19 protein-coding genes are annotated in these 24,629 nt (G+C 64.6%); 16 read left to right on the top strand and 3 right to left on the bottom strand.

Going from position 1 to position 24,629, the window contains the following annotated elements; all coding sequences use genetic code 11:
- The first annotated feature begins 83 nt into the window (after positions 1-83).
- The 13 genes from araD1 to K9B33_RS16485 all read left to right on the top strand — a co-directional run bounded on the left by araD1 (position 84) and on the right by K9B33_RS16485 (position 15,768).
- A complete protein-coding gene (gene araD1, locus K9B33_RS16545; RefSeq protein WP_066605885.1) occupies positions 84-1,076 on the top strand; it encodes an AraD1 family protein in 993 nt (330 codons plus the stop codon).
- Positions 1,077-1,086: 10 nt separating this feature from the next.
- Positions 1,087-2,013 carry a Gfo/Idh/MocA family protein gene (locus tag K9B33_RS16540; protein ID WP_224550179.1) on the top strand — a complete coding sequence of 309 codons (927 nt, stop codon included), beginning with the start codon at positions 1,087-1,089 and terminating at the stop codon, positions 2,011-2,013.
- A 21-nt stretch (positions 2,014-2,034) separates the two neighbouring features.
- Entirely contained in the window at positions 2,035-3,603 is a 1,569-nt protein-coding gene (locus K9B33_RS16535; RefSeq protein WP_224550178.1) for an alpha-N-arabinofuranosidase, read from the top strand.
- 77 nt (positions 3,604-3,680) lie between these two features.
- A complete protein-coding gene (locus K9B33_RS16530; protein WP_224550177.1) occupies positions 3,681-4,712 on the top strand; it encodes an arabinan endo-1,5-alpha-L-arabinosidase in 1,032 nt (343 codons plus the stop codon).
- Between the two features lie 36 nt (positions 4,713-4,748).
- Positions 4,749-6,176 (top strand): glycoside hydrolase family 43 protein, encoded by a 1,428-nt coding sequence (locus K9B33_RS16525; RefSeq protein ID WP_224550176.1) that lies wholly within the window; start codon positions 4,749-4,751, stop codon positions 6,174-6,176.
- A gap of 249 nt (positions 6,177-6,425) precedes the next feature.
- The gene (locus K9B33_RS16520; protein ID WP_224550175.1) at positions 6,426-9,221 is read left to right on the top strand and encodes a TonB-dependent receptor; all 2,796 of its coding nucleotides are present in this window, start codon (positions 6,426-6,428) and stop codon (positions 9,219-9,221) included.
- A gap of 113 nt (positions 9,222-9,334) precedes the next feature.
- Positions 9,335-11,377 (top strand): MGH1-like glycoside hydrolase domain-containing protein, encoded by a 2,043-nt coding sequence (locus K9B33_RS16515; RefSeq protein ID WP_224550174.1) that lies wholly within the window; start codon positions 9,335-9,337, stop codon positions 11,375-11,377.
- An 89-nt stretch (positions 11,378-11,466) separates the two neighbouring features.
- A complete protein-coding gene (locus tag K9B33_RS16510) occupies positions 11,467-12,138 on the top strand; it encodes a TetR/AcrR family transcriptional regulator (protein ID WP_224550173.1) in 672 nt (223 codons plus the stop codon).
- Between the two features lie 114 nt (positions 12,139-12,252).
- The gene (locus K9B33_RS16505) at positions 12,253-13,428 is read left to right on the top strand and encodes an amine dehydrogenase large subunit (RefSeq protein WP_224550172.1); all 1,176 of its coding nucleotides are present in this window, start codon (positions 12,253-12,255) and stop codon (positions 13,426-13,428) included.
- A gap of 2 nt (positions 13,429-13,430) precedes the next feature.
- Positions 13,431-13,985 (top strand): MauE/DoxX family redox-associated membrane protein, encoded by a 555-nt coding sequence (locus tag K9B33_RS16500; RefSeq protein ID WP_224550171.1) that lies wholly within the window; start codon positions 13,431-13,433, stop codon positions 13,983-13,985.
- A gap of 2 nt (positions 13,986-13,987) precedes the next feature.
- A complete protein-coding gene (locus K9B33_RS16495) occupies positions 13,988-14,590 on the top strand; it encodes a methylamine utilization protein MauD (RefSeq protein ID WP_224550170.1) in 603 nt (200 codons plus the stop codon).
- A 23-nt stretch (positions 14,591-14,613) separates the two neighbouring features.
- On the top strand, positions 14,614-15,159 hold the full coding sequence (locus tag K9B33_RS16490; RefSeq protein WP_224550169.1) for a methylamine dehydrogenase light chain: 546 nt from the start codon (positions 14,614-14,616) through the stop codon (positions 15,157-15,159).
- Positions 15,160-15,267: 108 nt separating this feature from the next.
- On the top strand, positions 15,268-15,768 hold the full coding sequence (locus K9B33_RS16485) for a cytochrome C (RefSeq protein WP_224550168.1): 501 nt from the start codon (positions 15,268-15,270) through the stop codon (positions 15,766-15,768).
- Positions 15,769-15,771: 3 nt separating this feature from the next.
- On the opposite strand, the gene K9B33_RS16480 is transcribed toward K9B33_RS16485, so the two are convergent.
- The 3 genes from K9B33_RS16480 to K9B33_RS16470 form a co-directional block, all read right to left on the bottom strand.
- Complete coding sequence (locus tag K9B33_RS16480) at positions 15,772-16,491, bottom strand: hypothetical protein (RefSeq protein ID WP_224550167.1); 720 nt, start codon at positions 16,489-16,491, stop codon at positions 15,772-15,774.
- 105 nt (positions 16,492-16,596) lie between these two features.
- Positions 16,597-16,899 (bottom strand): hypothetical protein, encoded by a 303-nt coding sequence (locus K9B33_RS16475; RefSeq protein ID WP_224550166.1) that lies wholly within the window; start codon positions 16,897-16,899, stop codon positions 16,597-16,599.
- Positions 16,900-17,194: 295 nt separating this feature from the next.
- A complete protein-coding gene (locus K9B33_RS16470; RefSeq protein ID WP_224550245.1) occupies positions 17,195-19,864 on the bottom strand; it encodes a TonB-dependent receptor in 2,670 nt (889 codons plus the stop codon).
- A gap of 399 nt (positions 19,865-20,263) precedes the next feature.
- Between K9B33_RS16470 and K9B33_RS16465 the strand changes: the two genes are divergently transcribed.
- From K9B33_RS16465 to rpoN, 3 genes are all read left to right on the top strand, one after another.
- Entirely contained in the window at positions 20,264-22,078 is a 1,815-nt protein-coding gene (locus K9B33_RS16465) for a tetratricopeptide repeat-containing sulfotransferase family protein (protein ID WP_224550165.1), read from the top strand.
- A gap of 141 nt (positions 22,079-22,219) precedes the next feature.
- Complete coding sequence (lptB, locus tag K9B33_RS16460; RefSeq protein ID WP_224550164.1) at positions 22,220-23,002, top strand: LPS export ABC transporter ATP-binding protein; 783 nt, start codon at positions 22,220-22,222, stop codon at positions 23,000-23,002.
- A 45-nt stretch (positions 23,003-23,047) separates the two neighbouring features.
- Positions 23,048-24,571, top strand: coding sequence for an RNA polymerase factor sigma-54 (gene rpoN, locus K9B33_RS16455; RefSeq protein WP_224550163.1), 1,524 nt, complete (start codon positions 23,048-23,050; stop codon positions 24,569-24,571).
- Positions 24,572-24,629 lie beyond the last annotated feature (58 nt).

Genomic DNA, 24,629 nt, shown 5'->3' with positions numbered 1-24,629 from the left:
GACAGGACGATGTTCAGGCGCGCGGCAAGAGGCTTGTGATTTGGATTGAGCGCCGTTTCCAGGCGCGCGGGAGGAGAGTTTTCATGACATTGCGCCTGTTGCAGCATCGTTCGGACAGTGGCGAGCGGACGGTCATCGCCGCGCAGGGCGACGCTGCTTATGTCGTGCCGGGCTTTGCCACGATCCGCGCGCTGGCGCTCCATGCGATCGCGCAGAAGATCAGCCTCGCCGCCGCGGTCGAGGCTGCCGGCCGGGGTGCCGCCGTCGATATCGCCGCCGAATTCGAAGCGAACCGCCTGCTCGCCCCCATCGATCATGACGATGGTGCGCATGTGCAACTGACCGGCACCGGCCTCACCCATCTCGGTTCCGCCGAAGGCCGCGACAAGATGCACCGCGAAGCCGCCGCCGCCGAAAAGCAGACCGATTCGATGCGCATGTTCCTGGAAGGCCTGGAAGGCGGCAAGCCCGCCCCCGGCGTCGCGGGCCAGCAGCCCGAATGGTTCTACAAGGGCGACGGGTCGCAGCTCGTTGGTCCTACCGATCCGCTGGTCATGCCCGCCTTCGCCCAGGATGGCGGCGAGGAGCCGGAAATCGCCGGCGTCTACATCATCGGCGAAGACGGCACCCCCTATCGCCTCGGCCTCGCGCTCGCCAACGAGTTCAGCGACCATGTGACCGAGCGTCATAACTATCTGTGGCTCGCCCACTCCAAGCTGCGCCAGGCCGCGCTCGGCCCGGAACTGCTGGTCGGCACCCCGCCGGACCATATCGAAGGGTCGAGCCGCATCCTGCGCGATGGCGAAGTGATCTGGGAAAAGCCGTTCCTGTCGGGCGAAGGCAATATGTCGCACAGTTTCGCCAATCTGGAACATCATCATTTCAAATATGACCTGTTCCGCCGCGCGGGCGACGTGCATGTCCATTTCTTCGGCACGGCGACCCTGTCGTTCAGCGACGGCATCGTACCGCAGGAAGGCGATGTGTTCGAAATCCTCGCTGCCCCCTTCACCCTGCCGGTGCGCAACCCGCTGAAGCGCGCCGCGCCCGTTCAGGTCGCCGTCCAGCAGCTCTGAACCCATCGACATGGACCCGATCCGTATCGCGATCGTGGGCATAGGCAAGATCGCGCGCGATCAGCATGTGCCCGCGATCCGGGGCAACAGCGCCTTCAGCCTGGCCGCCACCGTCAGCCCGCACGACGCGGGCCTCGATGGCGTGCCGCATCATGCCAGCCTGGACGATCTGCTGGCGCAGGGGCCGGCGGTGGACGCGATCGCGCTCTGTACGCCGCCCCAGGTCCGCTACGATCTGGCGACGCAGGCGCTGACGAAGGGCGTCCACCTCTTCCTGGAAAAGCCGCCCGGCGCGACTCTGGCAGAGGTGGAGGCGCTCAAGGTCCAGGCCGACAAGGTCGGCGTCAGCCTGTTCGCCGCCTGGCACAGCCGCTTCGCCGCCGGGGTCGCCCCGGCACGCGCCTGGCTGGCCGAGCGCAAGATCGAGAAGGTATCGATCGTCTGGCGCGAGGATGTCCGCGTCTGGCATCCGGGCCAGGCCTGGATCTGGCAGCCCGGCGGCCTCGGCGTCTTCGATCCCGGCATCAACGCGCTGTCGATCGTCACCCATATCTTGCCGCGTCCCTTCTTCCTGAAGGACGCGACGCTGGTGCTGCCGGAAAATCGCGCCGCGCCGATCGCCGCGGACCTCAGCTTTCGCGATACCGCGGGCGCGGCGATCCATATGGATCTCGACTGGCGTCAGACCGGCCCGCAAAGCTGGGACATCGTCGTAGACACCGACGCGGGTACGCTCAAACTCGCCCATGGTGGTGCGGTACTGACCCTGCCCAGCGGCACCGAACATGGCGAGGATGTCGAATATGCCGGCCTCTACGCCCGTTTCGCCACGCTGATCCGGGGCGGCCGGTCGGATGTCGACACCAGCCCGCTGCGGCTGGTCGCCGACGCCTTCCTGCGCGGCACCCGCCAGACCACGCAAGCATTTCACGACTGATATCAACAGGAGAGGACGGACATGACAAAAACCCTGCGCCGCACCGCCAGCGCGCTGCTGTTCTGCGCCAGCGCCTTGGTTTGGCAGCCCGCCAGCGCCGACACCGGCGGCAAGCCCACGACCGCCACGATCGACGCCGCCAAGCCCGGCCCGGTCTATGACAGGCGCATCTTCACCCAGTTCGCCGAACATCTGGGCAACGGCATCTATGGTGGCCTGTGGGTCGGCAACGACAAGTCGATCCCCAACACCAACGGTTTCCGCAACGACGTGATTGCGGCGCTTAAGAATCTATCGGTTCCCGTCGTGCGCTGGCCCGGCGGCTGCTTCGCCGACGAATATCATTGGCGTGAAGGCATTGGCGGCAAAGCCAAGCGCCCGGTCAAGATCAACACCCATTGGGGCGGCGTGACCGAACCCAACACCGTGGGCACCCATGAATTTTTCGAACTGATCCGTCAGATCGGCGCGGAAGCCTATGTCGCGGGCAATGTCGGCAACGGCACGCCGCAGGAAATGGCCGAATGGGTCGAATATATGACCTCGCCCGCCGGCACGCTGGCCGACGAACGCGCCAGGAACGGCCATAAGGAACCCTGGGCCGTGCCCTATTTCGGCGTAGGCAATGAACTGTGGGGCTGCGGCGGCAACATGCGCGCCGAATATGCCGCCGACGTCACGCGTCGCTACGCCACCTTCATCAAGGCGCCGAGCGGCACCAAGATATTGAAGATCGCGGCGGGCGCCAATGTCGACGATTACAACTGGACCGAAGTGATGATGCGGGAAGCCGGCGCGCAGCTCGATGGCGTTTCGCTCCATTATTACACCCTGCCCCAGGGCGGCTGGCCGCCCAAGGCCGATCCGGTCAATTTCGACGAGACCCTCTGGGCCGACACCCTGTCCAAGGCCGTGCACATGGATGAACTGATCACCAAGCACACCGCCATCATGGACAAGTACGACCCCGCCAAGCGCATCTTCCTGGCGGTGGACGAATGGGGCACCTGGTATGCGCAGGACCCCGGCACCCATCCCGGCTTCCTGCGCCAGCAGAACACGATGCGTGATGCGCTCGTCGCGTCGATCCATCTCGACATCTTCGCGCGTCATGCCGACCGGGTGAAGATGAGCGCGATCGCGCAGATGGTGAACGTCCTCCAGGCGATGATCCTGACCGACGGCAGGAAGATGGTGCTGACCCCCACCTATCATGTCTTCGAAATGTACAAGCCGTGGCAGGACGCGACGGTGCTGCCGATCAGCATCGACACGCCCTGGTATAATAAAGACCAGTTCGTGATGCCGGCCGTCAGCGGCTCTGCGGTGCGTGGCAAGGATGGCAAGGTCCATGTCGGCCTGTCCAACCTCGATCCCAATCAGGCCAACACGGTCACGGTCAAGCTCGGCGGCCTGAATGCCGCCAGCGTCACCGGCCGTATCCTGACCGCCGGCGCAATGAACGCCCACAACACGTTCGATGCGCCCGAAACCGTCAAGCCCGTCGCCTTCACCGGCGCGCAGGTCAGCGGCGGCACGCTGACCGTGACGCTGCCGGCCAAATCGGTGGTGGTGCTGGAACTGCAATAACCTGTTTGGAGCGGGCGGCGGGTGGAATCATCGCCCGCTCCAATCCCCTGAATGCGATGATGAATGGAGAGGCCCGCATGAAGCGGCAGACGCTTGTGACATTGCTGGGGCTCGCCCTCCTGACCGGCCCCATCTGCGCGCAAGCGGCGGCGCAGCCCGCCGCGCCCACGCTGGGCAGCCGCCTGACCGGTGACCTCGTGCCCACCCATGATCCGGTCATCGCCCGCGAAGGCGATATCTATCATGTGTTCAGCACCGGCCATGGCAAGCGGCTGATCGAGACGCGCACCTCACCGGACCTGATCCACTGGACCGCGGGCGATCCGATCTTCACCGCGCTGCCTTCCTGGGCGAAGGAAGCGATCCCCGGCAGCGACGGCATGTGGGCGCCCGACATTTCCTACGTCAACGGCCGCTATCGGCTCTATTATTCCGTCTCGACCTTCGGATCGAACCGCTCCGCCATCGGCCTCGCCACCAGCCCGACGCTGGACCCGAAGGCGAAAAATTACGGTTGGCGCGACGAGGGGCTGGTCGTCCTGTCCACCAAGGACGACGACTATAACGCCATCGATCCCAATTTCATCATCGACCGGGAGGGCCGCCACTGGCTGTCGCTCGGCAGCTTCTGGACCGGTATCAAGCTGTTCGCACTGGACCAGAAGACCGGCAAGCCCAGGGATGCGAAGGCCAAGCCGTTCAGCATCGCCCGCCGCCCTGCGCCGGCCGGCGGCCCTGCTCCGGTCGAAGCCCCCTTCATCGTCGACCATGGCGGCTATTACTGGCTGATGGTCAGCTACGACTATTGCTGCAAGGGCGCCAACAGCACCTATTATACCGTCATGGGCCGATCCAAGGATATCACCGGCCCCTATCTGGGCAAGGATGGCAGTCCTCTGATGGAAGGCGGCGGCACCATCTTCCTGCGTGCCGATCTGCAGGAACAGCAGCGATTCCGCGGTCCCGGCCATGCGGGCTGGCTCCACGACAAGGACGGCCAAGACTATGTCGTCTACCACGCCTATGACAAACAGGCGAACGGCGCCCCCACCCTGCGCATCGCCCCCGTCACCTGGGGCGCCGATGGCTGGCCGCAAGCCCACTATTAATCCATTAGTCCGACTAACACCTTCGGAGAGACACTGATGTCCCTAGCCCTATCCCGCCGCGGTTTCATCGGCACCGCCGCCGCCCTCTCCGCCGCGTCCGGCGTCGCCCGCGCCGCATCGACCCCGGCGACCGCGCCCGGCCCGATCAACCCGCTCGTCAAGCAGCGCGCCGACGCCCAGGTCTTCCGCCATGATGACGGCTATTATTATCTGACCGGTTCCGTGCCCGAATATGACCGGCTGGTGCTGCGCCGTTCCAGGACGATCGCGGGCCTGACCAGCGCGACCGAAGCCGTGCTGTGGCGCCATGAAGCCAGCGGCCCGCGCTCAGGCTTCATCTGGGCGCCCGAACTGCACCAGATCGACGGCCGGTGGATCATGTATTTCGCCGCCGGCCCCAGCGGTGGTGGCGACGATGTGTTCCGCATCCGCACCTATGCCGTTATCTGCGACGGCGCCGATCCGATGACCGGCAAGTGGAGCCTGCTGGGCGAACTGGAAACGCCCTGGGACAGCTTCAACCTCGATTCGACCAGCTTCGTCCACAAGGGCGTGCGCTATTTCGCCTGGGCGCAGCGCGAGCCGGGGATCGAAACGAACAGCAACCTTTATATCGCCAAGCTGGAATCCCCGCTGAAGCTGGGCGGTCAGGTCACCCGCCTGACCGTGCCGACGCTCGACTGGGAAATTCGCGGCTACAAGGTGGCCGAGGCCCCGGCCATCCTGCACCGCAACGGCCGCCTGTTCATGACCTATTCGGCCAGCGCCACCGACGCCCGCTATTGCCTGGGCCTGCTGACGGCGGACGAGAATGCCGACCTGCTCGACGCCAAGAGCTGGACCAAATCGCCCCAGCCGGTCTTCGTCACCAACAGCGCCACCAGCGTCTATGGCCCCGGCCACAACAGCTTCACCGTTGACGAAAAGGGCCGCGACATCCTCGTCTATCATGGCCGCGACTATGCGGCGATCCAGGGCGACCCGCTGTTCAACCCGGACCGCCACACCCGCGTCCAGCGCCTCTATTACGCGGCCGACGGCACCCCCGATTTCGGCGTGCCGGTGGGCAATGGCCCGCTGCCCGAACGCTTCATTTCGTCCACCGACCCCACGCGCCTGATGGCGCATGACGGCGCGAAGCTTGTTGCGGGCAACCCCTCGCTGGCGCAGACCCAGTTCCGCCAGCTACCCGGCCGCGCTGGCGCCCGCAGCATCATGCTGTCCCCCATATTGATGCCGGACCATTATCTGTTCGCTGGCGAGGATGGATCGCTGACCCTGCAGCAGGACAGCAAGAGCGCCGATTTCGCCCTGCGCAGCCAGTTCGTCCGCTTCGACGAGAAGTCGCTGCACGCCGCACGGTTCGTGTCGATCGCCGCACCGGGCAAGGCCATCGGCCTGTCCGCAGACCAGTTGGCGCTGGTGGCCAGTCGCGACCCCAGCGCCTGGTGGCACATCGACTGACCACATAAGTCTGACAATTCAATATCTCAAGGGCGTCCCGCGACACGCAGGGCGCCCTTTTTCCATGCGTGACCTTACGGAAATGCGCCGGAAAACCCAGCCATGCAGGCGTGCGGCAATAATATCACATCGCTGAAATTTCGCTGTAATGAACCGCAAAATTCCGCTTGCGATTCATTTGTCGGAGCAATAATTAGTCCGAGTAATTCACGCATGGCCCAAGCGCCAGCTCCAGGGGAGGATTGTCCAATGGCTTTCAAGCCGATCGCACTCGGTTCCGCGTCCATGTTCGCGCTGATGCTGGCGGGGGCCGCCCACGCCCAGACCGCCGTCGATGCCGCACCGCAGGACGAAGCCGCCGACATCGTCGTTACCGGCGTCCGCGCCTCGATCGTCGGCGCGCTCAACGTCCGCAAGCAATCGACCCAGATCGTCGATTCGATCGTGTCGGAAGACGTGGGCAAGCTGCCCGACAATAATGTCATCGAAGCGCTCCAGCGCGTCACCGGCATTCAGGTCACCAACCGCACCGGCGGCGAAGCCTCCGGCATCTCGATCCGCGGCCTGCCCGACGCACTCACCACGCTCAACGGCCGCAACATCTTTACTGCGGCTGGCCAGGGCTTTGCGCTGCAGGATATTTCCGCGAACCTCGTCAATCGCGTCGACGTCTACAAGACGCGCTCGGCCGACCAGATCGAAACCGGGCTTGCCGGGCAGGTCGACGTCCAGACCCGCCGCCCGTTCGACTTCGACGGCTTCGCCATTTCCGGCCTCGCCCGCGGCATCTACAATGAACAGGCCGATACCTATAACCCCAACGTCGCGCTGCTGGTCAGCGACCGCTGGGAAACCGGCATCGGCGATATCGGCATCCTGGTGAACGGCAGCTACACCCGCACCAAATATCGCGACCAGACCGTCACGGCCGGCGCGCTCGTGCCCTTCGCCACCGAAACGCCCGCCGCCGGTTCCGGCCTGTCGCCGCTGGAGCGCATCTTCCCCGGCCCGGATAATGTGAACTGGCAGCCGGGCCTGGATCGCGGCCTGCCCACGGCGGCCGGTTCGACGCTGAACATCAACGGCGTCGATACGCCCTATTATCTGTCGCGCGACGCGGTGTTCAGCTCCGACCTCTATGGCAAGCGTGAGCGCCCGTCCTTCAACGTCGCGCTGCAATGGGCGCCCAACAGCAGCTCGGTCTACACGGCCGAAGTCTTCTACGCCGGCTTCCGCGGCGAAACCTTCAACAGCCTGCAGTTCAGCTTCGTCGACTGGTGGGGCAACCCCGGCACCGTCGAAACCTATGACGGCACCAACATCATCAAGTCGCGCACTGGCGTGGCGGACGTCTTCGGTTTCAACAGCGGCGACTTCAGCAAATCGAAGACCGACAGCTATGTGTATGCCCTGAACGGCAAATGGGATCTGGGCGATCGCGGCAAGATCGTCGGCGACATCGCCTATCAGACCAGCACGGCGAAAAGCTCCTTCATCGCCATGCGCACCACGCGCGTCGCCGATTCGATCGACGTTGATTTCAACGCGGGTGGCGGCATCCCGTCCTACCATTTCAGCGACGACAGCCTGCTGAACGACACCAGCAAATGGAATGTCGCCGAACTGTACGACAACGCCAATCGCGACAAGGGCAGCGCCATCACCGGCACGCTCGACGGCTACTACACCTGGAACGAAGGCTTCATCCGTCAGGTCAAGGCCGGCATCCGCATCGACCAGCGCAAGGCGTCGAACGCCGTGCGCACACAGGACAAGGGCGGGCCGCTGATCGCAACCACGCTGGCCGGCCTGGGCGAAGACGCCAGTTTCACCAACAAGGACTTCTATCAGGGCCGCGCCGACGTGCCGTCAAGCTGGACGCTGGCCAATGGCTATTGGCTGCACGACAATGCCGACATGGTGCGGGGCCTCTACGGCCTGGCGACGTCGGACCAGCTATCGCTGCAGAAGACGTTCGACATCGACGAAAGCACGATCGCCATGTACCTGCAGGTCGATGGCGAGATTTCGATCTTCGGCCGCCCGCTCAAGCTGCAGGCCGGCGCCCGCTACGTCACGGTGGATACCGACTATAATTTCTTCGACCGCTACAACGGCGGCGCCCGGACCAGCGTGTCGTCGGGGTCGGATCGCTGGCTGCCCAGCTTCACCGCCCGCTACGAGATTTTCGACAATTTGCGCCTGCGCTTCAACTATGGCGAAACGCTGCGTCGTCCTAATTTCGGCGACATCAATCCGAACTACAACCTGACCGGCGACCTCACCAATGTCGGCTATGGCAGCGGCAGCGCCGGCACAGCCAACCTGGCGCCCACCCATTCGAAGAATTTCGACGTGGCGCTGGAATGGTATTTCGACCGCAACAGCGCGATCACCGCGACCGCCTTCCGCCGCGAGATCAACGGCCTGGTCGTCCCGCTGACGGTGCAGGAATATATCCCGAACAATGGTATCGAAGCCGGCGCGACCGATTATTTCGCGATCACCCGTCCGGTCAACGCCTCGAACGGCGTGCTCAAGGGTCTGGAACTGGGCCTGACCTATTTCCCCGGCTACCTGCCCGGCCCGCTCAACGGCCTCGGCTTTGTCGGCAGCGTGACCATCCTCGATTCCAAGCAGAATATCCCGCTGTCCAACTCGGCCGGCGAGATTGTGGGGCAGGCGACCTCGTCCTTCTTCGGCGTGTCTGACCTCAGCTACAACGCCACGCTGGCCTATGATAACGGCCCGATCGGCGCGCGCCTGTCCTATATCTGGCGCAAGGAGTTCCTAGCGAACAACGAAGCCCGCCTGTTCGCCAACCCGATCGGCGTGTGGCGCAACCCGGAAAAGAGCCTGGATCTCCAGCTCACCTGGAACCTCAACGATCGTCTGGGCGTGACCTTCGACGCGGTGAACCTCACCAAGTCGAAGCAGCAAACCTATTATAAGTTCGAAGATGTCGGCGGCCCGGACCAGTTCAACCTGGGCACCACCCTGATCGCGCGCACCTTCGCGCTGGGCGTCCGTTACACCTTCAAGTGAGTGCCCATGGGGCGCGGCGTCTCCTTGCCGCGCCCCATAGATGGCGGCCGTATCGGGATACTCTCCATTCCCGCTACGGCCGCCATATTCGTTTGTGACAGGAGGGATGACCCATGCGCGTGACGACCATGCTTCTGCTGGCGGGAGCCGCCCTGGCGAGCATGAGCGCCGCGCCTCCCCCGCCGCCCGCCGCGATGGACATAGCCGCCATCGCCGCCCAACGCTTCGGCAACGACGCGCCCTGGTATCGGGACCGCATCCCCTTCTTCGAATCCGCCGATCCGGCCATCGACGCCGTCTATTATTATCGCTGGGCGCTCTATCGCGCGCATCAGCGCGACCTGGGCGCAGAAGGCTATATCACCACCGAATTTGCCGACGATGTCGACTGGCAACGCCATCCCTATGCCAGCCTGAACGACGCCAGCGGCTTCCATATCGGCGAAGGGCGCTGGCTCAACGACCGGCGCTTCGCCGACGACTATATCAATTTCATGTATCGTAGCGGCGGCAACGATCGACACTTCACCGATCATATGGCGGACAGCGTCTGGGGCCGCTTCCTCGTCGACGGCGACCGCGCGGATGCGATCGAACATCTGCCCGTCATGAACCACATCTATCGCCTCTGGGACGACAAATACGACTTCGACAAGGGCCTCTATTTCGTCGAACCCCTGCTCGACGCCACCGAATATACCGTCTCCTCGATCGACGCATCGGGCGGCAAGGACGGCTTTAGGGGCGGAGACGCCTTCCGCCCTTCGGTCAACAGCTATATGTTCGCCAACGCCCGCGCCTTGTCGAACATGGCGGCGATGGCGGGCGACGCAGCCATGGCCGCCGACTATGCCGCCCGCGCCGACGCCCTGCGAAAGCGCGTCCTGGCCGACCTGTGGAGCGAAAAACTCGCCCATTTCATCGACCGCCACCAGTCGCGCAAGAACGATTTCGTCAGCTATTGGGAGCCGATCCGCAACCGCGAACTGGTCGGCTATCTCCCCTGGATGTTCGACCTTGTCCCCGACGACGCGAAATATGCCGCGGCCTGGGCGCATCTGCTCGACCCCGCTTCCCTCGCCGGCCGGGCCGGGATGCGCACGGTCGAGGCGAACTACGAATATTATATGCGGCAATATCGCTATCTGGGCGATGCGCCGGAATGCCAGTGGAACGGCCCGGTCTGGCCCTATCAGACCACGCAGGTGCTGCACGGCATGGCCAACCTGCTGGACCATGCCAGGGCGGCCGGCCCCGTCACCCGCAGCGCCTATATGCGCCTGTTGCGCCAATATGCCGCGCTTCACTATCAGGGCAGCAAACTGGACATCGAGGAGGATTATCACCCCGAAACCGGCAAGCCGATCGTCGGCCTCGACCGCAGCCACCATTATTTCCATTCGGGCTTCAACGACCTGATCCTGACCGGGCTGGTCGGCATCCGTCCCCGCGCCGACGACGTGCTGGAGGTGAACCCGCTGCTGCCCGATGCGGCCGACGCCCAGGCCCTTGCGTGGTTCCGGGTGCAGGACGTTCCCTATCATGGCCACAGGATCGCCGTGACATGGGACGCGGACGGCAGCCATTACAGGCGCGGCAAGGGCCTGTCGATCGAAGTGGACGGCAGGGAAGTCGCTCGCCGCGACACGCTGGGTCGGGTCGAAGTCCCGGTCGCGCGCGCCCCGACGCCTGCGATCGCCCGCCCTGTCAACCGCGCGGTGCAACTGGTGCGCGGGCAATTCCCGATCGGCTCGGCCTCCAGCGCCATCGACCCTGAGAATATCCATGACGCGATCGACGGCCGGACATGGTTCTTCCCCGAACTGCCGAACGGCTGGTCGTCCGCTCCCTCTCCCGCTTCGTCCCCGGCCGATCAATGGTACGCCATCGACCTGGGCAAGCCGGTCGCTCTCGCCCGCGCCGAACTGGCCTTCTTCGCCGATGGCAAGGGCTATGCCGTCCCGCAGGCCTACCGGCTTCAGGCCTGGGTCGATGGCGACTGGCGCGACATCGCGACGCCCCGGGGCAGCCCGATCGCCAACGGCGTCACCGACATACGCTGGCCGCGAGTGCGGACCAGCAAGGTCCGCCTGCGCTTCACGCAACCAAAGGGCAAAGCGACCCGTCTGGCCGAATTCAAACTGTTTGAAGAGTGAAAGACGAAGGACAGGCCGGAACCCTCCATTGCCGGCCCATCTTTTCTGGCCACCGCAGGAAAGGGATGATACAGCCCGAAATAAGTTAAATGACGCAGTTACGCCCCCCCTCCCGTCCCGGCATCTATGCTCGCGGCACCGAAACGGTCGACGCCATTCTCAAGGCGGCGATGGACGTGCTGATCGACGAGGGGGCGGATGCCTTCACCATCCGCCGCATCGCCGCGCGCTGCGACATGAAGGTGGGCAATGTCAGCTATCATTTTCCGCGCAAGGAAATGCTGATTCAGGTGCTCCTGGACGAACTGGTCGACAGCTATGGCAAGCTGCTCGACGAAGTCGTGCGCAAGCCCGGCCTGACCGCGGAAGAGCGGCTGAAACTGGTCATCATCCTGTGCCTCGACGATATCGGGTCGAAACGGACCACCCACCTCTTCACCGAATTATGGGCGCTGGCCAATCACAACCCCTTCGTCGCCGACCGGGTCAAGGCCTTCTACGATCGGGTCCATGGCGTGATCGGCGACCATGTCGCGGCGATCAATCCTGCACTGTCGCCCGATGACGTCCGCACCGTCGCCCTGTTCATCAGCGCCACGATGGAAGGCGCCACGCCGTTCCTGGGCCATGGCAAGCCCTGGGCCGACAAGATGCCCGCCTTCACCGCGCTCGCCGTCCAGTCGCTGCTGACATTGGCCCGGACCGCGACCTCGGCGGATATCGCCGCCCTGGCTCCTGCCAGAGAGCCGGAACTGGCCTGACTTTTTCGCACCGCAACATTTATTTGTTGCTACGGCGTTTCGCCCCCTTGACCAAATCTGGACAGCTGTCAAACCTTGTTCCCGACGCAGCAGGGATCAGGGGGATCAGCCAGCATGTCGAAGACCAGTTTCAGGATATTCGCCGCCGCCCTCTGCGGATCGCTGCTCGCCAGCGCGGCCATGGCGCAGGCGGCGCCGGCCGACACCATGGCGTCGGTGGAGCCGGAAGAATCCGACACCATGACCATCGATCCGCCCAAGCCGACATGGTTTTTCGTGGACGGCGGGTGGGATATGCCGGGCACCAGCATCTTCGACGGCGAAAGCGGCAAGATGAAGGGCATGGTCGAAACCCGGCGACTGGCCGACATGGCGATCGATCCGGCCGGCAAATATTATTATGTCTCCGAAACCATCTGGTCGAAAAACGACCGTGGCACGCGGCAGGACATGGTCACCGTCTATGACAGCAAGACGCTCAACCTTGTCACCGAAATCCCGATGCCCGGCCGACTGCTGATCGGGTCGCGCAAGAATAATTTCATCATCAGCGACGATGGCAAGACCGGCTATGTCTATGATTTCAGTCCCACATCGGGCGTGAACATCGTCGATCTGGTCAAGCGCAAGCTGATCACCGCGATCGAACTGCCCGGCTGCGCCAGCCTGATGCCCAATCCGGGCGTCGGCTTCTCCGCGCTCTGCTCCGACGGATCGCTCGCCACCGTCGCGATCAAGGGGACGAAGGCCGACATCACCCATACGGCGCCCTTCTTCTCGGCCAGCGACGATCCGATCTTCGACAATTTCGCCTATGACCGGATCAAGAAGCAGACGACCTTCCTGACCTATACCGGCCAGATCTACACTGCGAAGATCAGTGCGACGCCGACCGTATCCGCGCCCTTCTCGATCCAGGCGGCGGCCGGCATCCGCGTCGGCGACGCCAAGCCGCTCGACGTCAACTGGTATCCCGGCGGCCGCCAGCCGATGGCGCTCCACCGCGCGACCGGCATGATGTTCGTGCTGATGCACAAGGGCGAATATTGGTCGCACAAGGCATCGGGCGACGAAGTATGGCAGGTCGATATCGCCGCGCAGAAGGTGGTGAAGCGCTTCGTACTCAAGGAGCCGATGAACAATATCGAAGTGTCCCAGACCGATAAGCCCCTGCTCTACATGAACGGTGAAAAGGGCGAGGTGCAGGTGCTGGATGTCGCCACCGGCGAGGAAAAGCATAAGATCGAAAAGGCCGGCGGCGGTATCATCACCGTATTGGAGCCATCCTGACCATGGCGGCGCTGGGGGGACAGACGCTGGCCCTAGAAACACTGGCCCTGTTCGGCCTCGCCGCCTCGATCGCCATCGGCCTGCTGTTCCTGGCCGGCGGCGTGGATCAGTGCCGGCACCGTGCGCTGCTGCCCGGCGTGATCGCCAATTATCGCCTGCTGCCCCGGCGACTGATCATGCCCGTCGCACGCCTCTTGCCGGTGGTGGAGGTCGCGACCGGCGCGGCGCTGCTGATCGGCCTGCGCCCGTGGCCGGCATTGCTCGGCATCGCCCTGCTGCTGCTGTTCGCTGGCGCGATGGCGATCAACATCGCGCGCGGGCGCGGCCATATCGATTGCGGCTGCGGCCATGGCGCGCTGCGCCACCCGATCGGCTGGCCGCTGGTGGTCCGCAACGGCGCGCTCGCTGCGCTGCTGGCGTTGCGCCTGCCTGTACCGCCCGTCTTCGGCGCGATCGACATCGCTACCGCGCTGGCATCCGGTGTCGCCATCACGCTTCTCTGCCTGCTCTTCCAGTCGCTGGCCGCGCTCGCCGCGTCGCCCGCCCATCGGAGATAACCATGCTGACTTCGCTGATCGTCTCCCAGATCCTGTCCTGGATCATCATCGTCGGCCTCGTCGTCGCGCTGCTGGCGCTGGCGCGGCAGGTGGGCGTGCTGCACATCCGCGTCGCGCCGGCCGGTGCGCTCGCCACCAGCGGCGGCCCGGCAGTGGGCGGCGCGATCGGCGCGATCCCCGCCACCACGCTCGACGGCCAGCCGGTCAGCGTCGGCGGCCACGCCCATGGCGTGAAGCTGCGCCTCCTGCTCTTCGTGTCGGCGCAATGTCCGCTGTGCAAGGCGGTGATCCCGATGGCGACCAGCTTCGCCCGCGCCGAACGCGTGGCGCTGACCTTCGTGGGCGACGACGATGTCGCAACCCAGCGCGCGATGATCGCGCAGCATGGGCTGGAGGGCCATGCCTTCCTCAATGGACCGGAAGTGGGCCAGGCCTTGTCGGTCGCCAAGCTGCCCTTCGCGGTGCTGCTGGACGAGGAAGGCGCGATCCTGTCCAAGGGGCTGGTGAACAGCCGCGAACATCTCGAAAGCCTGGTGGTCGCGCATGAAATGGGCATCGCCACGGTGCAGGATTATATCAGCGGGCTGAAGGCGCAGGCGGCCTGACGGCAGAAATGGGGGCACATTCCATGAAAAAATTCGACGCCGACAGCATGGGCGAAAAGCTGCTGCGCACATTCGCCGGGGCCAGTTCGCGCCGCTCGATGCTCTCGCGCCTGGGCGCCGCGCTGGTCGCCGCCCCGGCCTTCCCGCTGCTGCCGGTGAGCCGGGCCGAGGCGGCCAAGCCCGACCGGTCGCCCGACGGCAAGACCTTCTTCGCCCGCAGCGCGCAGACGAAGGACGACAGCAAATGCGACTATTGGCGCTATTGCGCGATCGACGGCGCGCTCTGCACCTGCTGCGGCGGCGGCATCCACAGCTGCCCGCCGGGCGCAGAGCCGTCGCCCGTCTCCTGGGTCGGCACCTGCATCAACCCGGACGACGGCAAGGCCTATCTCATCGCCTATCGCGACTGTTGCGGCAAGCCCGCCTGCGGCCAGTGCGGCTGCGACAATACCGATCGCGAAACCCAGCTCTACATGCCCCAGCTCAACAATGACGTGATCTGGTGCTTCGGCACCAGCAGCATGGACTATCATTGCTCCACCGCGGTGCTGGTGGGGGCCGCGAGCTAAAACATAATGCCCTTGTCAGACCGTCCCATGTTCCCGCGCAGGCGGGCGCCCAGTCCAGACGGTGGCACGGGGCGCTTGCCTGCGCGGGCGCACGGAACGGCGCGGCCGATGATCCTGTGCGTCCTGCTCCTGCTCGGCGCTACCGCGGGCCTGCGTGCGGCACTGCCGCCCATGGGCCTGCTGCCCGCGGCGATCACGGACCCGGCGACGGCCCGCGCCGACTATGTCGAACAATGCGCGGGCTGCCACGGCGTCGCAGGCAGCGCCGCGCCCGCACGCCTGCCCGAACTGCGTGGGCGGGTCGGCTGGTTCCTCTGCACGCCGGCGGCCCGCGCCTATCTGATCCGCCTGCCCAATGTCGCACATAGCCGGATCAAGGATAATCAGCAGCTCGCCGACATGATGAATTTCGTCGTCTTCGGGCTGGGCGGGGCCAGCGCGCCGCGCGGCACCGCGCCCTTCACCGCCGAGGAGGTCGCGCGCGAACGGCTGCACCCCCTGTCCACCACCGCGCTCAGGGCCGAACGCGCCCGCCATGTCGACGCAGCGATCCGCCAGTGCAGCGCGCCCGCCTCGCTGCGCCTGCTCTATCCGGGGCAGCAGGGTTAGGCTCTACTGGCCGGCCAGGCTCGCATCGGCGCTGCTTGCCGCGGCATTGAGGAAAGGCTGCACCCGCAACCGGGGAAACACCTCTTCCAGCGGCTTGCTGTCGGGCAGGATATAGACATAACCGCCCTTCTTGCGAAACCGCGGGCTGACATTCTGGTTGTAGAAGATCTTGGGCACGTTGATGCAGCCGAAGGTGATGCGATTATCGTCGATCCCCGGCGACAGCATCCGTTCCTTGCGCTTGTCCTTCGGATTGCCGGGCGGGATCGTGTGCAGCGCCACCGACGTCGCATAATCGACCCACAACACCCGCTGCTTGCCCGCAGCGACGCCGAATTTCGCCAGAAAACGCCCCGCCGGCGTGGTCTTTTCCGCCGGTCCGATCTCGGACAGGTTTTTGCTGCCGATGCCCGGCGTCGCATCGTCCCCCGGCGCGATGCCGATCAGCACCGGCGCATGGGCCAGCATCTTGCCCCTGGCGTCGAACAGATAGGCGGCGGCGGCCGGCTTATCGATGATGATATAGGGCAGCGCATGATTGTCCTTCGCCGTGGCGACCCAATCGGCGACGCGCGTGGCGCCATCCGACAACAGGACCGCTTCCTCTATCGCAGGCGCCGCTGCGGCCGCCTTGCCCGTCTCCGCCGCCCGCGCCGGTCCGGTGGCGGTCAGACCCAAGCCGGCGCCCAAGAAGGCGATCGCCGGCAGCATAGGAAACTTCATCTAATATTCTCGCAAAGAGGGGTCGGCAAAAAGGGCCGACGCCAAGGGAAGCGCCGGCCCGATAGCGATCAGGACGACACCGCCGTCCTGTATCATTGGCGCGGATCAGTTGCGCGCGCGCTTGCGCTGGGCTTCCTGCATCCGCTGCTCGACGCCATCGACGCGTCCGTTCAGCTGGTCGAGCCGCTGGCTGTTCTGCTGCGACTGACCCGATGCGGCGCGGGCTTCCGCCAAGGCCTGCTGCGCCGTGCCGTCGGTCGTCTGCAATTTCGCGTCGAGCGCGTCGACGCGCTGGTTCACGGTGGCGACCTGTTCGCGTACAAACCCTTTGGTGGCGCAGCCCGTCAGGCCCATCGAGCCCACCAAAACCGCGGTCAGGGCCCCTATTTTCGTCAAAGAGGGCGACATATTATTCTCCTGATAGTCAAAATGACTGCGTCGTTGGACGCTGGAGAAGGGCGTTCGGGCAATGCGATTCTGTCCGGTCGTGCATCCGCCCGGTTGAGTTGAAGGACTGGCGGAAAGCACGCTATTCCGCCAAAAAGGCGGATGAATTACGGATTAACCCGGCCCGGATTGCCGGTTTCCACTGGCCCGATGTCATAAACGCTCCGTCGATGACGTCCCGTGGCCGCCACGCGCGAATCGCCGCCGAATCTGCTGATTCGACGGCGGTCCCCATTTCCTGGAAATATCGCCGCGATCAGAATTTCTGGCCGAAGCGGATGCCGAAAAATTGCGGCTTGATCGTGAAGGTGCGCGACGATCCCGAACAGAAGTCGATCGAGCAGAAGGTGTTCCGGGTCAGTTGCCCCCGCTTGTCGAAGGCGTTCTGCAGGAACAGGGTCACGCTCCAATTATCCTTCTTGATCCCGCCGGAAAAATCGAAGCTGACGAAACCCTTGGTGTTGCCCAGCAGCGCATTGCTGTCGACGTTCAGGTCCTGCGTCGCGCCGGTCTGGTAGAGCGCCGCGCCCTGAATATAGGCGCTGTAATCGCCCATATAGGTGTCGTAGCGGATCGATGTATTGCCCTTGAACTTGGGCTGGCGCGGCAGGCGTGTGCCGTCGGCGGCGGCGACGGACGGGATCGGCGGATTTGCGCCAACATCGACACCCGGTGCGCAACTGCTAAGTTGCCCGATCGCATCCCCGGCGGCATTCAACGCAAAGTTGCAGAAGTCCCCCTTCAACTTGCCGTCATTATACGCGCCGGAGGTGGAGAAGGTGAACTTGCCCAGTTTCAGGTCGGCATCATATTCGATGCCCTTGACCACCGCCTTGCCCGCATTGCCGGTCATCCCCGCACCCTGCGCGCCCGCGACCACGACGCTATACTGGATATTGTTCCATTTCTCGTAATAGACAGCGGCGTTGAAGCGGAACATATTGTTCCAGGTGGTCTTCACGCCCAGCTCGAAATTGGTCAGCTTTTCCGATTCGAACGGGGCGACGTCCACGATCTTGCCCAGGCTGCGGATGCGCAGCGGCCGGTTGTACCCACCGGGTCGAAAACCGGTCGAATAATTGAAATAGACCATCTTGTCGGGCTGAAACTGCCAGTCGAGCGCGATCTTGTGGGTCTCGCCATCCTCCTTGTAGCGGCCGGTGCCGTCGGCTGCATTGGTATTGGTGTTGATACAGGTCAGGCGCTCGTCGTCGGGCAGGGGCGTCGTACAGCCCACGCCGGCCGCCGATCCGGCGACGCCGGCAAAGCCCTTCACCTTATAGTCGGTCCAGAAATAACGGATGCCGCCGGTCAGTTTCAGCGTGGGCGTGATGTTATAATGGCCTTCGGCGAAGATCGCCTTGTCATGATAGAGCTGGTTCTGCTCGACGAAGTAGAAGGCGTCGCCCTTCACCGCCTGCGTCCCGAGCAACATCGTGCCGAGCGGATTGCCGTTCGGATTGATGACGTCGGTCGTGTCGAAATAGGGATTGCCGTCCTCGTCATAGGCGATGCCGTACATCGCGGGCACGCCGATCAATCCGCCCGCGACATCGCCGCCGCCGGTCGCGGTATAGCCGGTGATCGTATCCAGCCCGCGAATGGCGTAACTGGTGTTCAGCTCATTCTTCTGCCGCTGGTAGAAACCGCCGATCGTGACGTCGAACGGCCAGTCCTTGGGCGTGGAAATGCGCAGTTCCTGCGTGAACTTGTTGCGATGCGTATCGGCATGATAATATTGGGTCGGGTTGATCATCGCGCATTGCTGCGCCGCGCCCGTTCCGGTGCAATTGTCGAAAAACTGCAGATAGCTTTCATAGCCCGCGCCGAAGCCGTCATAGGTGACGGTATAATAGGTATAGTCATTCAGCGTGCGGGTACGGCGCTTGAAATAACCGGTCGCGGACACGACGTCCCAGTCCCCGATATGGCCATGGATCGACAGCGCCGCCTGATACCAGCGGTCGTCATTCCTGGTCTGGTCATAATCATGGACTTCCAGGTCGCCGACGCGCGGGTCATAGCCGAAATAGCCGTTCGACACCTGTTTCTGCGCGGTGATTTCCGGCGTGATGTCCCATCCATCGACCGGCTGCCACAGCAACTGGAAGCGGCCGCCAAATTCCTTGATCGTGTTATAATCATCCTTGGCGATCGCGGCGTTGCTCAGCGCGTAGGTGGTGTTGGGATTATTGTCGCCCAGATTATAGACGGCCGGGCGGCCATCGTTGAACGTGCCGTTGTTGAACGTATTGTCGATATAGCCGCCGTCGCGGCGATAATAGCCCATGGCCCGGACCGCCATCGTATCGCTCAGCGGCACGTTGACATAGGATTCCAGCTGGCCGCCGAAATCGCCCTTGCCATATTTATTGGCTTCGACGTCGTAACCGAATTCGAACTTGTCCAGATTGGGCTTGTTCGTGATCAGGCGGATGGTGCCCGACAGCGATCCCGCGCCGTAGAGCGTACCCTGCGGCCCGGACAGCGCTTCGACGCGCTCCAGATCGTAGGCATGGATATCGGGGACTTCGGTACCGGTGATCGGAATGTCGTTGAGATAATAGCCGACCGAGGCGTAAGCGCCGCCCGCCGGCACGATGCCGCGGAAGAAGGCGGTGTTGCGGCCCGGCCCGATCCCTTCGAACGACACCGACGGCAGCAGCGTGGCGAAGTCGCTCAAGCCCTTGACCTGCCGCTCCGCCAGCGTCTCGGCGCCCAGCGCCTGCATGGAGATGGGCACCTTCTGGATCGACTGCGCGCTGCGCGTCGCGGTGACGACGATTTCGGTAAGGCCGCCACCGGCATCGTCGGCAGCGGCAATGGCGGCCGGATCGGGTGCGACCTGCTCAGCCGCTTCGGCGGCAAAGGCGACGGCTGGCCCGGCCAGGCCGGCCAATATGGTGGTCACTCCCAAAATCTTCATCAACTGCGACCGACGACGCGACGGGACTTTCATCTTGTTCTGACTCCCCCTTGGATAAACCGCGCCCTTCGCCTCACTCTCCCTGTCCCGCGGCTTGCCCGCATGTTTATGACGCACTGCACCCTGCCCTTGCGGGCATATTCTTCCGCCGGCCCTCGCAAAGGCACAGGCCTCCGCGGCCAGAAACCGGATGGTTTCCAGACCCGTCGCGCGACCGCGCAACATCCATGATTCTATGACTACCCCTTGGACTTTCCCCATTCCATGACGATCGTCCAGCTTTGATAATGCGGCAACGAAAGCAGGAGTCAACAGCTTAGTTGCGCCGCCTCCCATAGATTGTTGCGCCGCCGCAAAATCGCGTTCATGCTGCAGCACCGAAAGGAAATAGGACAGACGATGCACCCTGTTTCGACCGCTGCCGGCACGATCGATCGCCCGCCCCCTTCGTCCTGGGCGTCGGCGCAGGCCGCGGCTGCGGCGGGCGATCACGCCGGCGCCATCGCCCTGCTGGAAAGCCTGCTGCGGCAACAGCCCGCTCTCGCCCCCGGCTGGTTCCTGCTCTCGACGCAGTTGCGCCAGATCGGGCGGGAACAGGACGCCTGGCGCGCCGACCTGTCGGGCGTCCACGCCTCGTCCCGCGACCGCATCCTGCTCGAAGCGGCCATGGCGATGAACGCAGGCGATCTCGACACCGCCGCCGCGCGCATCGCCGGACGCGACGATCCGCCCGCGGTGCGCATGGCCGGCGAAATCCAGTGGCGGCGCGGCGACATGAGCGCGGCGCTGGCGCTGGTCGAACGCGCCGTCGCGCTTGCCCCCGGCTTCGACCTGGCGCGCGACTTCCTCATCCGCCTGCTGCTCCAGAACAACCGGCTGGCCGAGGCGCTGGACCATGCCGACATCCTCGCCGCCTCGCCGATGAAGCATCCCGGCTACGACCTGATCCGCGCCTCCGTGCTGGTGCGGCTGGGCGATCAGGACGGCGCCCGCGCGATCTACGAACGGCTGCTCGCCCTCAAGCCCGACCAGCCACAGGTCTGGCAGAATCTGGGCCATGCGCTCAAGACGCTGGGGCGGCAGGAGGACGCCGTCCACGCCTATCGCCAGGCGGTGGCGCACCAGCCGACCATGGGCGAAGCCTGGTGGAGCCTCGCCAACCTCAAGACGGTGCAACTGGACGCGCCCGACATCGCGACGATGGAACGCGCGCTCGCCACCCTCGCCCCCGATCGGGCGACCCGGCAGGAGGACATCTTCCACCTCCATTTCTCGCTGGGCAAGGCGCTGGAGGATGCGGGCGAGGACGAAGCCGCCTTTGGCCATTACGACCGGGGCAACCGCCTCCGCCGCACGATGATCCGCCACGACGCCGCCGAATTTTCCGCCGAAGTCGCCGCGGCGCGCGATGCCTTCACCAGCGCCTTTTTCGCCGCCCAAGGCACTGGCGGCTGCACGGCGTCGGACCCGATCTTCATCGTCGGCCTGCCGCGCGCGGGATCGACGCTGGTCGAACAGATCCTCTCCAGCCACAGCATGGTCGAAGGCACGATGGAGCTGCCGGAGATGATGATGATCGCCAGCCGCCTCCAATCGCGCGTGGACGACGGCGAATTTCCCGATTTCGCCGCGATGATCGCCTCCCTCACTCCCGCCGACCGGCTCCGGCTGGGCGAGGAATATATCGACCGCACCCGCATCCACCGCCACACCGACCGGCCGCACTTCATCGACAAGATGCCCAACAACTGGCAGCATGTCGGCCTGATCCGGCTGATCCTGCCCAACGCCCGCATCATCGATGCCCGCCGCCATCCGATGGCCTGCGGCTACTCGGCCTGGAAACAGCATTTCGCCCGCGGCCAGGCATTCAGCTACGACCTGACCGACATCGGCCTTTATTATCGCGACTATGTCGCCCTTATGACCGCCTTCGACGCCGCCGCGCCTGGCCGGGTCCATCCTGTCCTCTACGAACAGATGGTCGCCGACACGCCGGGCGAGGTCGCGCGCCTGCTCGCCCATCTCGACCTGCCGTTCGAACAGGCCTGTCTCGCCTTCTGGACCAACAAGCGCGCGGTGCGGACCGCCAGCAGCGAACAGGTGCGCCAGCCCATCTTCACCGGCGGGGTCGACCATTGGCATCGCTTCGCCCGCTGGCTGGAACCGCTGGAACGGGCATTGGGGCCGGCCTTGCGCAACTGGGATCGCTGACGCCACCCGCCGCCCTATCGCCTCGCATCGGCACATTTTCCCCTTGCCCCGACGGCAATCCCATGCACAAAGCTTGCCAACCGCCCTATGCGTTCCGAAATTCAAGGGATGCTTGGTCAAAGGGCTGCAAGGACAAGACGCATGGACGACGTGATGACCCCGGAACGGACGGCGCAACGCCCGCAAATCCCGCAGGAAGTGAGCGACGGCCTGTCGGTCATCTCGATCGCCAAAAGCTATGACAAGCGCGTCGTCCTCTCCGACGTGTCGCTGACCGTGGGCAAGGGCGAAGTCGTCGGCCTGCTCGGCCCCAACGGCGCGGGCAAAACGACCTGCTTCTATTCGGTCATGGGCCTCGTCCGTCCCGATCATGGCCGCATCGTGCTGGACGGGCAGGACATCACCAACTTGCCCATGTATCGCCGCGCGATATTGGGCCTGGGCTATCTGCCGCAGGAAACCTCCATCTTCCGCGGCATGACGGTCGCGCAGAATATCAGCGCCGTGCTGGAGCTGGCCGAGCCGGACAAGTCCGCCCGCGACGCCCGGCTGGAACAGTTGCTCGACGAATTCGGCCTCGCCCGGCTGCGCGATTCGGCGGCGATGGCGCTGTCGGGCGGCGAACGCCGTCGCTGCGAAATCGCCCGCGCCCTGGCCGCCAACCCGTCGATCGTGCTGCTGGACGAGCCTTTCGCGGGCATCGATCCGCTCTCGATCGCCGACATTCGCGATCTGGTGAAGGATTTGAAGACGCGCGGCATCGGCGTCCTCATCACCGACCATAATGTGCGCGAGACGCTGGAAATCGTCGACCGCGCCTGCATCATCTATGACGGCCAGGTGCTGTTCGCGGGCAACCCCACCGAACTGGTCGCCAATGCCGACGTCCGCCGCCTCTATCTGGGCGAGAATTTCCAGCTTTGATATGATGATCGCGCGCACTCTCCTTTGCGATCGGGGAGCGCGATAATGGCGCTCGGGCCACGCCTGGACATTCGCCAGAGCCAGTCGCTCGTCATGACGCCCCAGCTCCAGCAGGCGATCAAGCTGCTGGCGCTGTCCAATCTGGAAATCGAAGCGTTCGTCGCAGGCGAGCTGGAAAAAAACCCGCTGCTCGAATCGGGCGGCGGCGAAGACGCGGCCACCGCCCCCGACGGCATCGACCGTAGCGTGGACGCCCCCACGCTTTCCGCCGAAACGGGCGCCACCGACGATCTGATCGCACAGGGGCTGGGCGGCGCCGACAGCCCGCTCGACGTCGATCATGGCGCGGACAGCTTCATCGACGACGGACCGGGAGACCGCATGGCCGACGCGCATGGCGCCAGCGGCGGCGGCATGGACGCGCTGTCGGGCGGCTATAGCGAAGATGCACCCGACTTCGACAGTTTCGCCGCGCCCGACACCGGCCTTCAGGAACATCTGATGGGGCAGGCCCGCGCCGCCTTGTCAGGCATGGACCTGTTCATCGCCACCCAGTTGATCGGCCAGATCAGCGAGGCCGGCTATCTGGAGGCCAATTTGCTCCAGACCGCCCACGGCCTGGGCGTCCCCCTGTTCGACGTCGAACGGGTGCTGGGCGTCATCCATACATTCGATCCCACCGGCGTCGGCGCGCGCAGTCTCTCCGAATGCCTGGCCCTGCAAGCCAAGGAAGCCGACCGCCACGATCCCTGTATGGCCCGCCTGCTCGCCAATCTCGACTTGCTCGCCAAGGGCGCGCTGCCCCAGTTGCGCCGCATCTGCGGCGTGGACGAAGAGGATATGGCCGACATGATCGCGGAGTTGCGCGGTTACGATCCCAAGCCCGGCCTGCGCTTCGCCGATGATCGCGTCGCCCCGGTCACGCCCGACCTGTTCGTGCGCCCGGCCAAGGACGGCTGGGCCATCGAGATCAACAGCGCCACCCTGCCCCGCCTGCTCGTCAACCGCAGCTATTATGTCGAACTGGCCACCGGCCCGCAGGACAAGAGCGCCAAGGCCTGGCTGGCCGACTGCCTCGCCAGCGCCAACTGGCTGGTCAAGGCGCTGGACCAGCGGCAGAAGACGATCATCAAGGTGGCGAGCGAGATCGTGCGCAGCCAGGAGGCATTTTTCCAGCAGGGCGTCGCGCACCTCAAGCCCCTGACGCTGCGCGCGGTGGCCGACACGATCGGCATGCACGAAAGCACCGTCAGCCGCGTGACCTCCAACAAATATCTGTCCTGCCCGCGCGGCCTCTACGAACTGAAATATTTCTTCACCAGCGGCGTGTCGTCATCGGGCGGCGATGGCGGTTCCGTCTCCGCCGAAGCGGTCAAGAGCCACATCAAGGCGTTGATCGGCGCCGAAGACCCGCAGGCGATCCTGTCCGACGACACGCTGGTCGACCTGCTCCGCGCCAAGGGCATGGACATAGCCCGCCGCACCGTGGCCAAATATCGCGAGGCGCTGGGGATCGGCTCGTCGGTGCAGAGGCGGCGACAGAAGGCGCTGAAGGGGAAGGCGGCATAGGGCGCGTTTGCGCGGAGCCGTTGGCTGCGAGTTAATCGACGACGGTTGGCGGCCGATT

The sequence above is a fragment of the Sphingobium sp. 3R8 genome (assembly GCF_020166615.1).
Lineage (GTDB): Bacteria > Pseudomonadota > Alphaproteobacteria > Sphingomonadales > Sphingomonadaceae > Sphingobium > Sphingobium bisphenolicum.
This window is presented reverse-complemented; position numbering and strand designations above follow the sequence as displayed.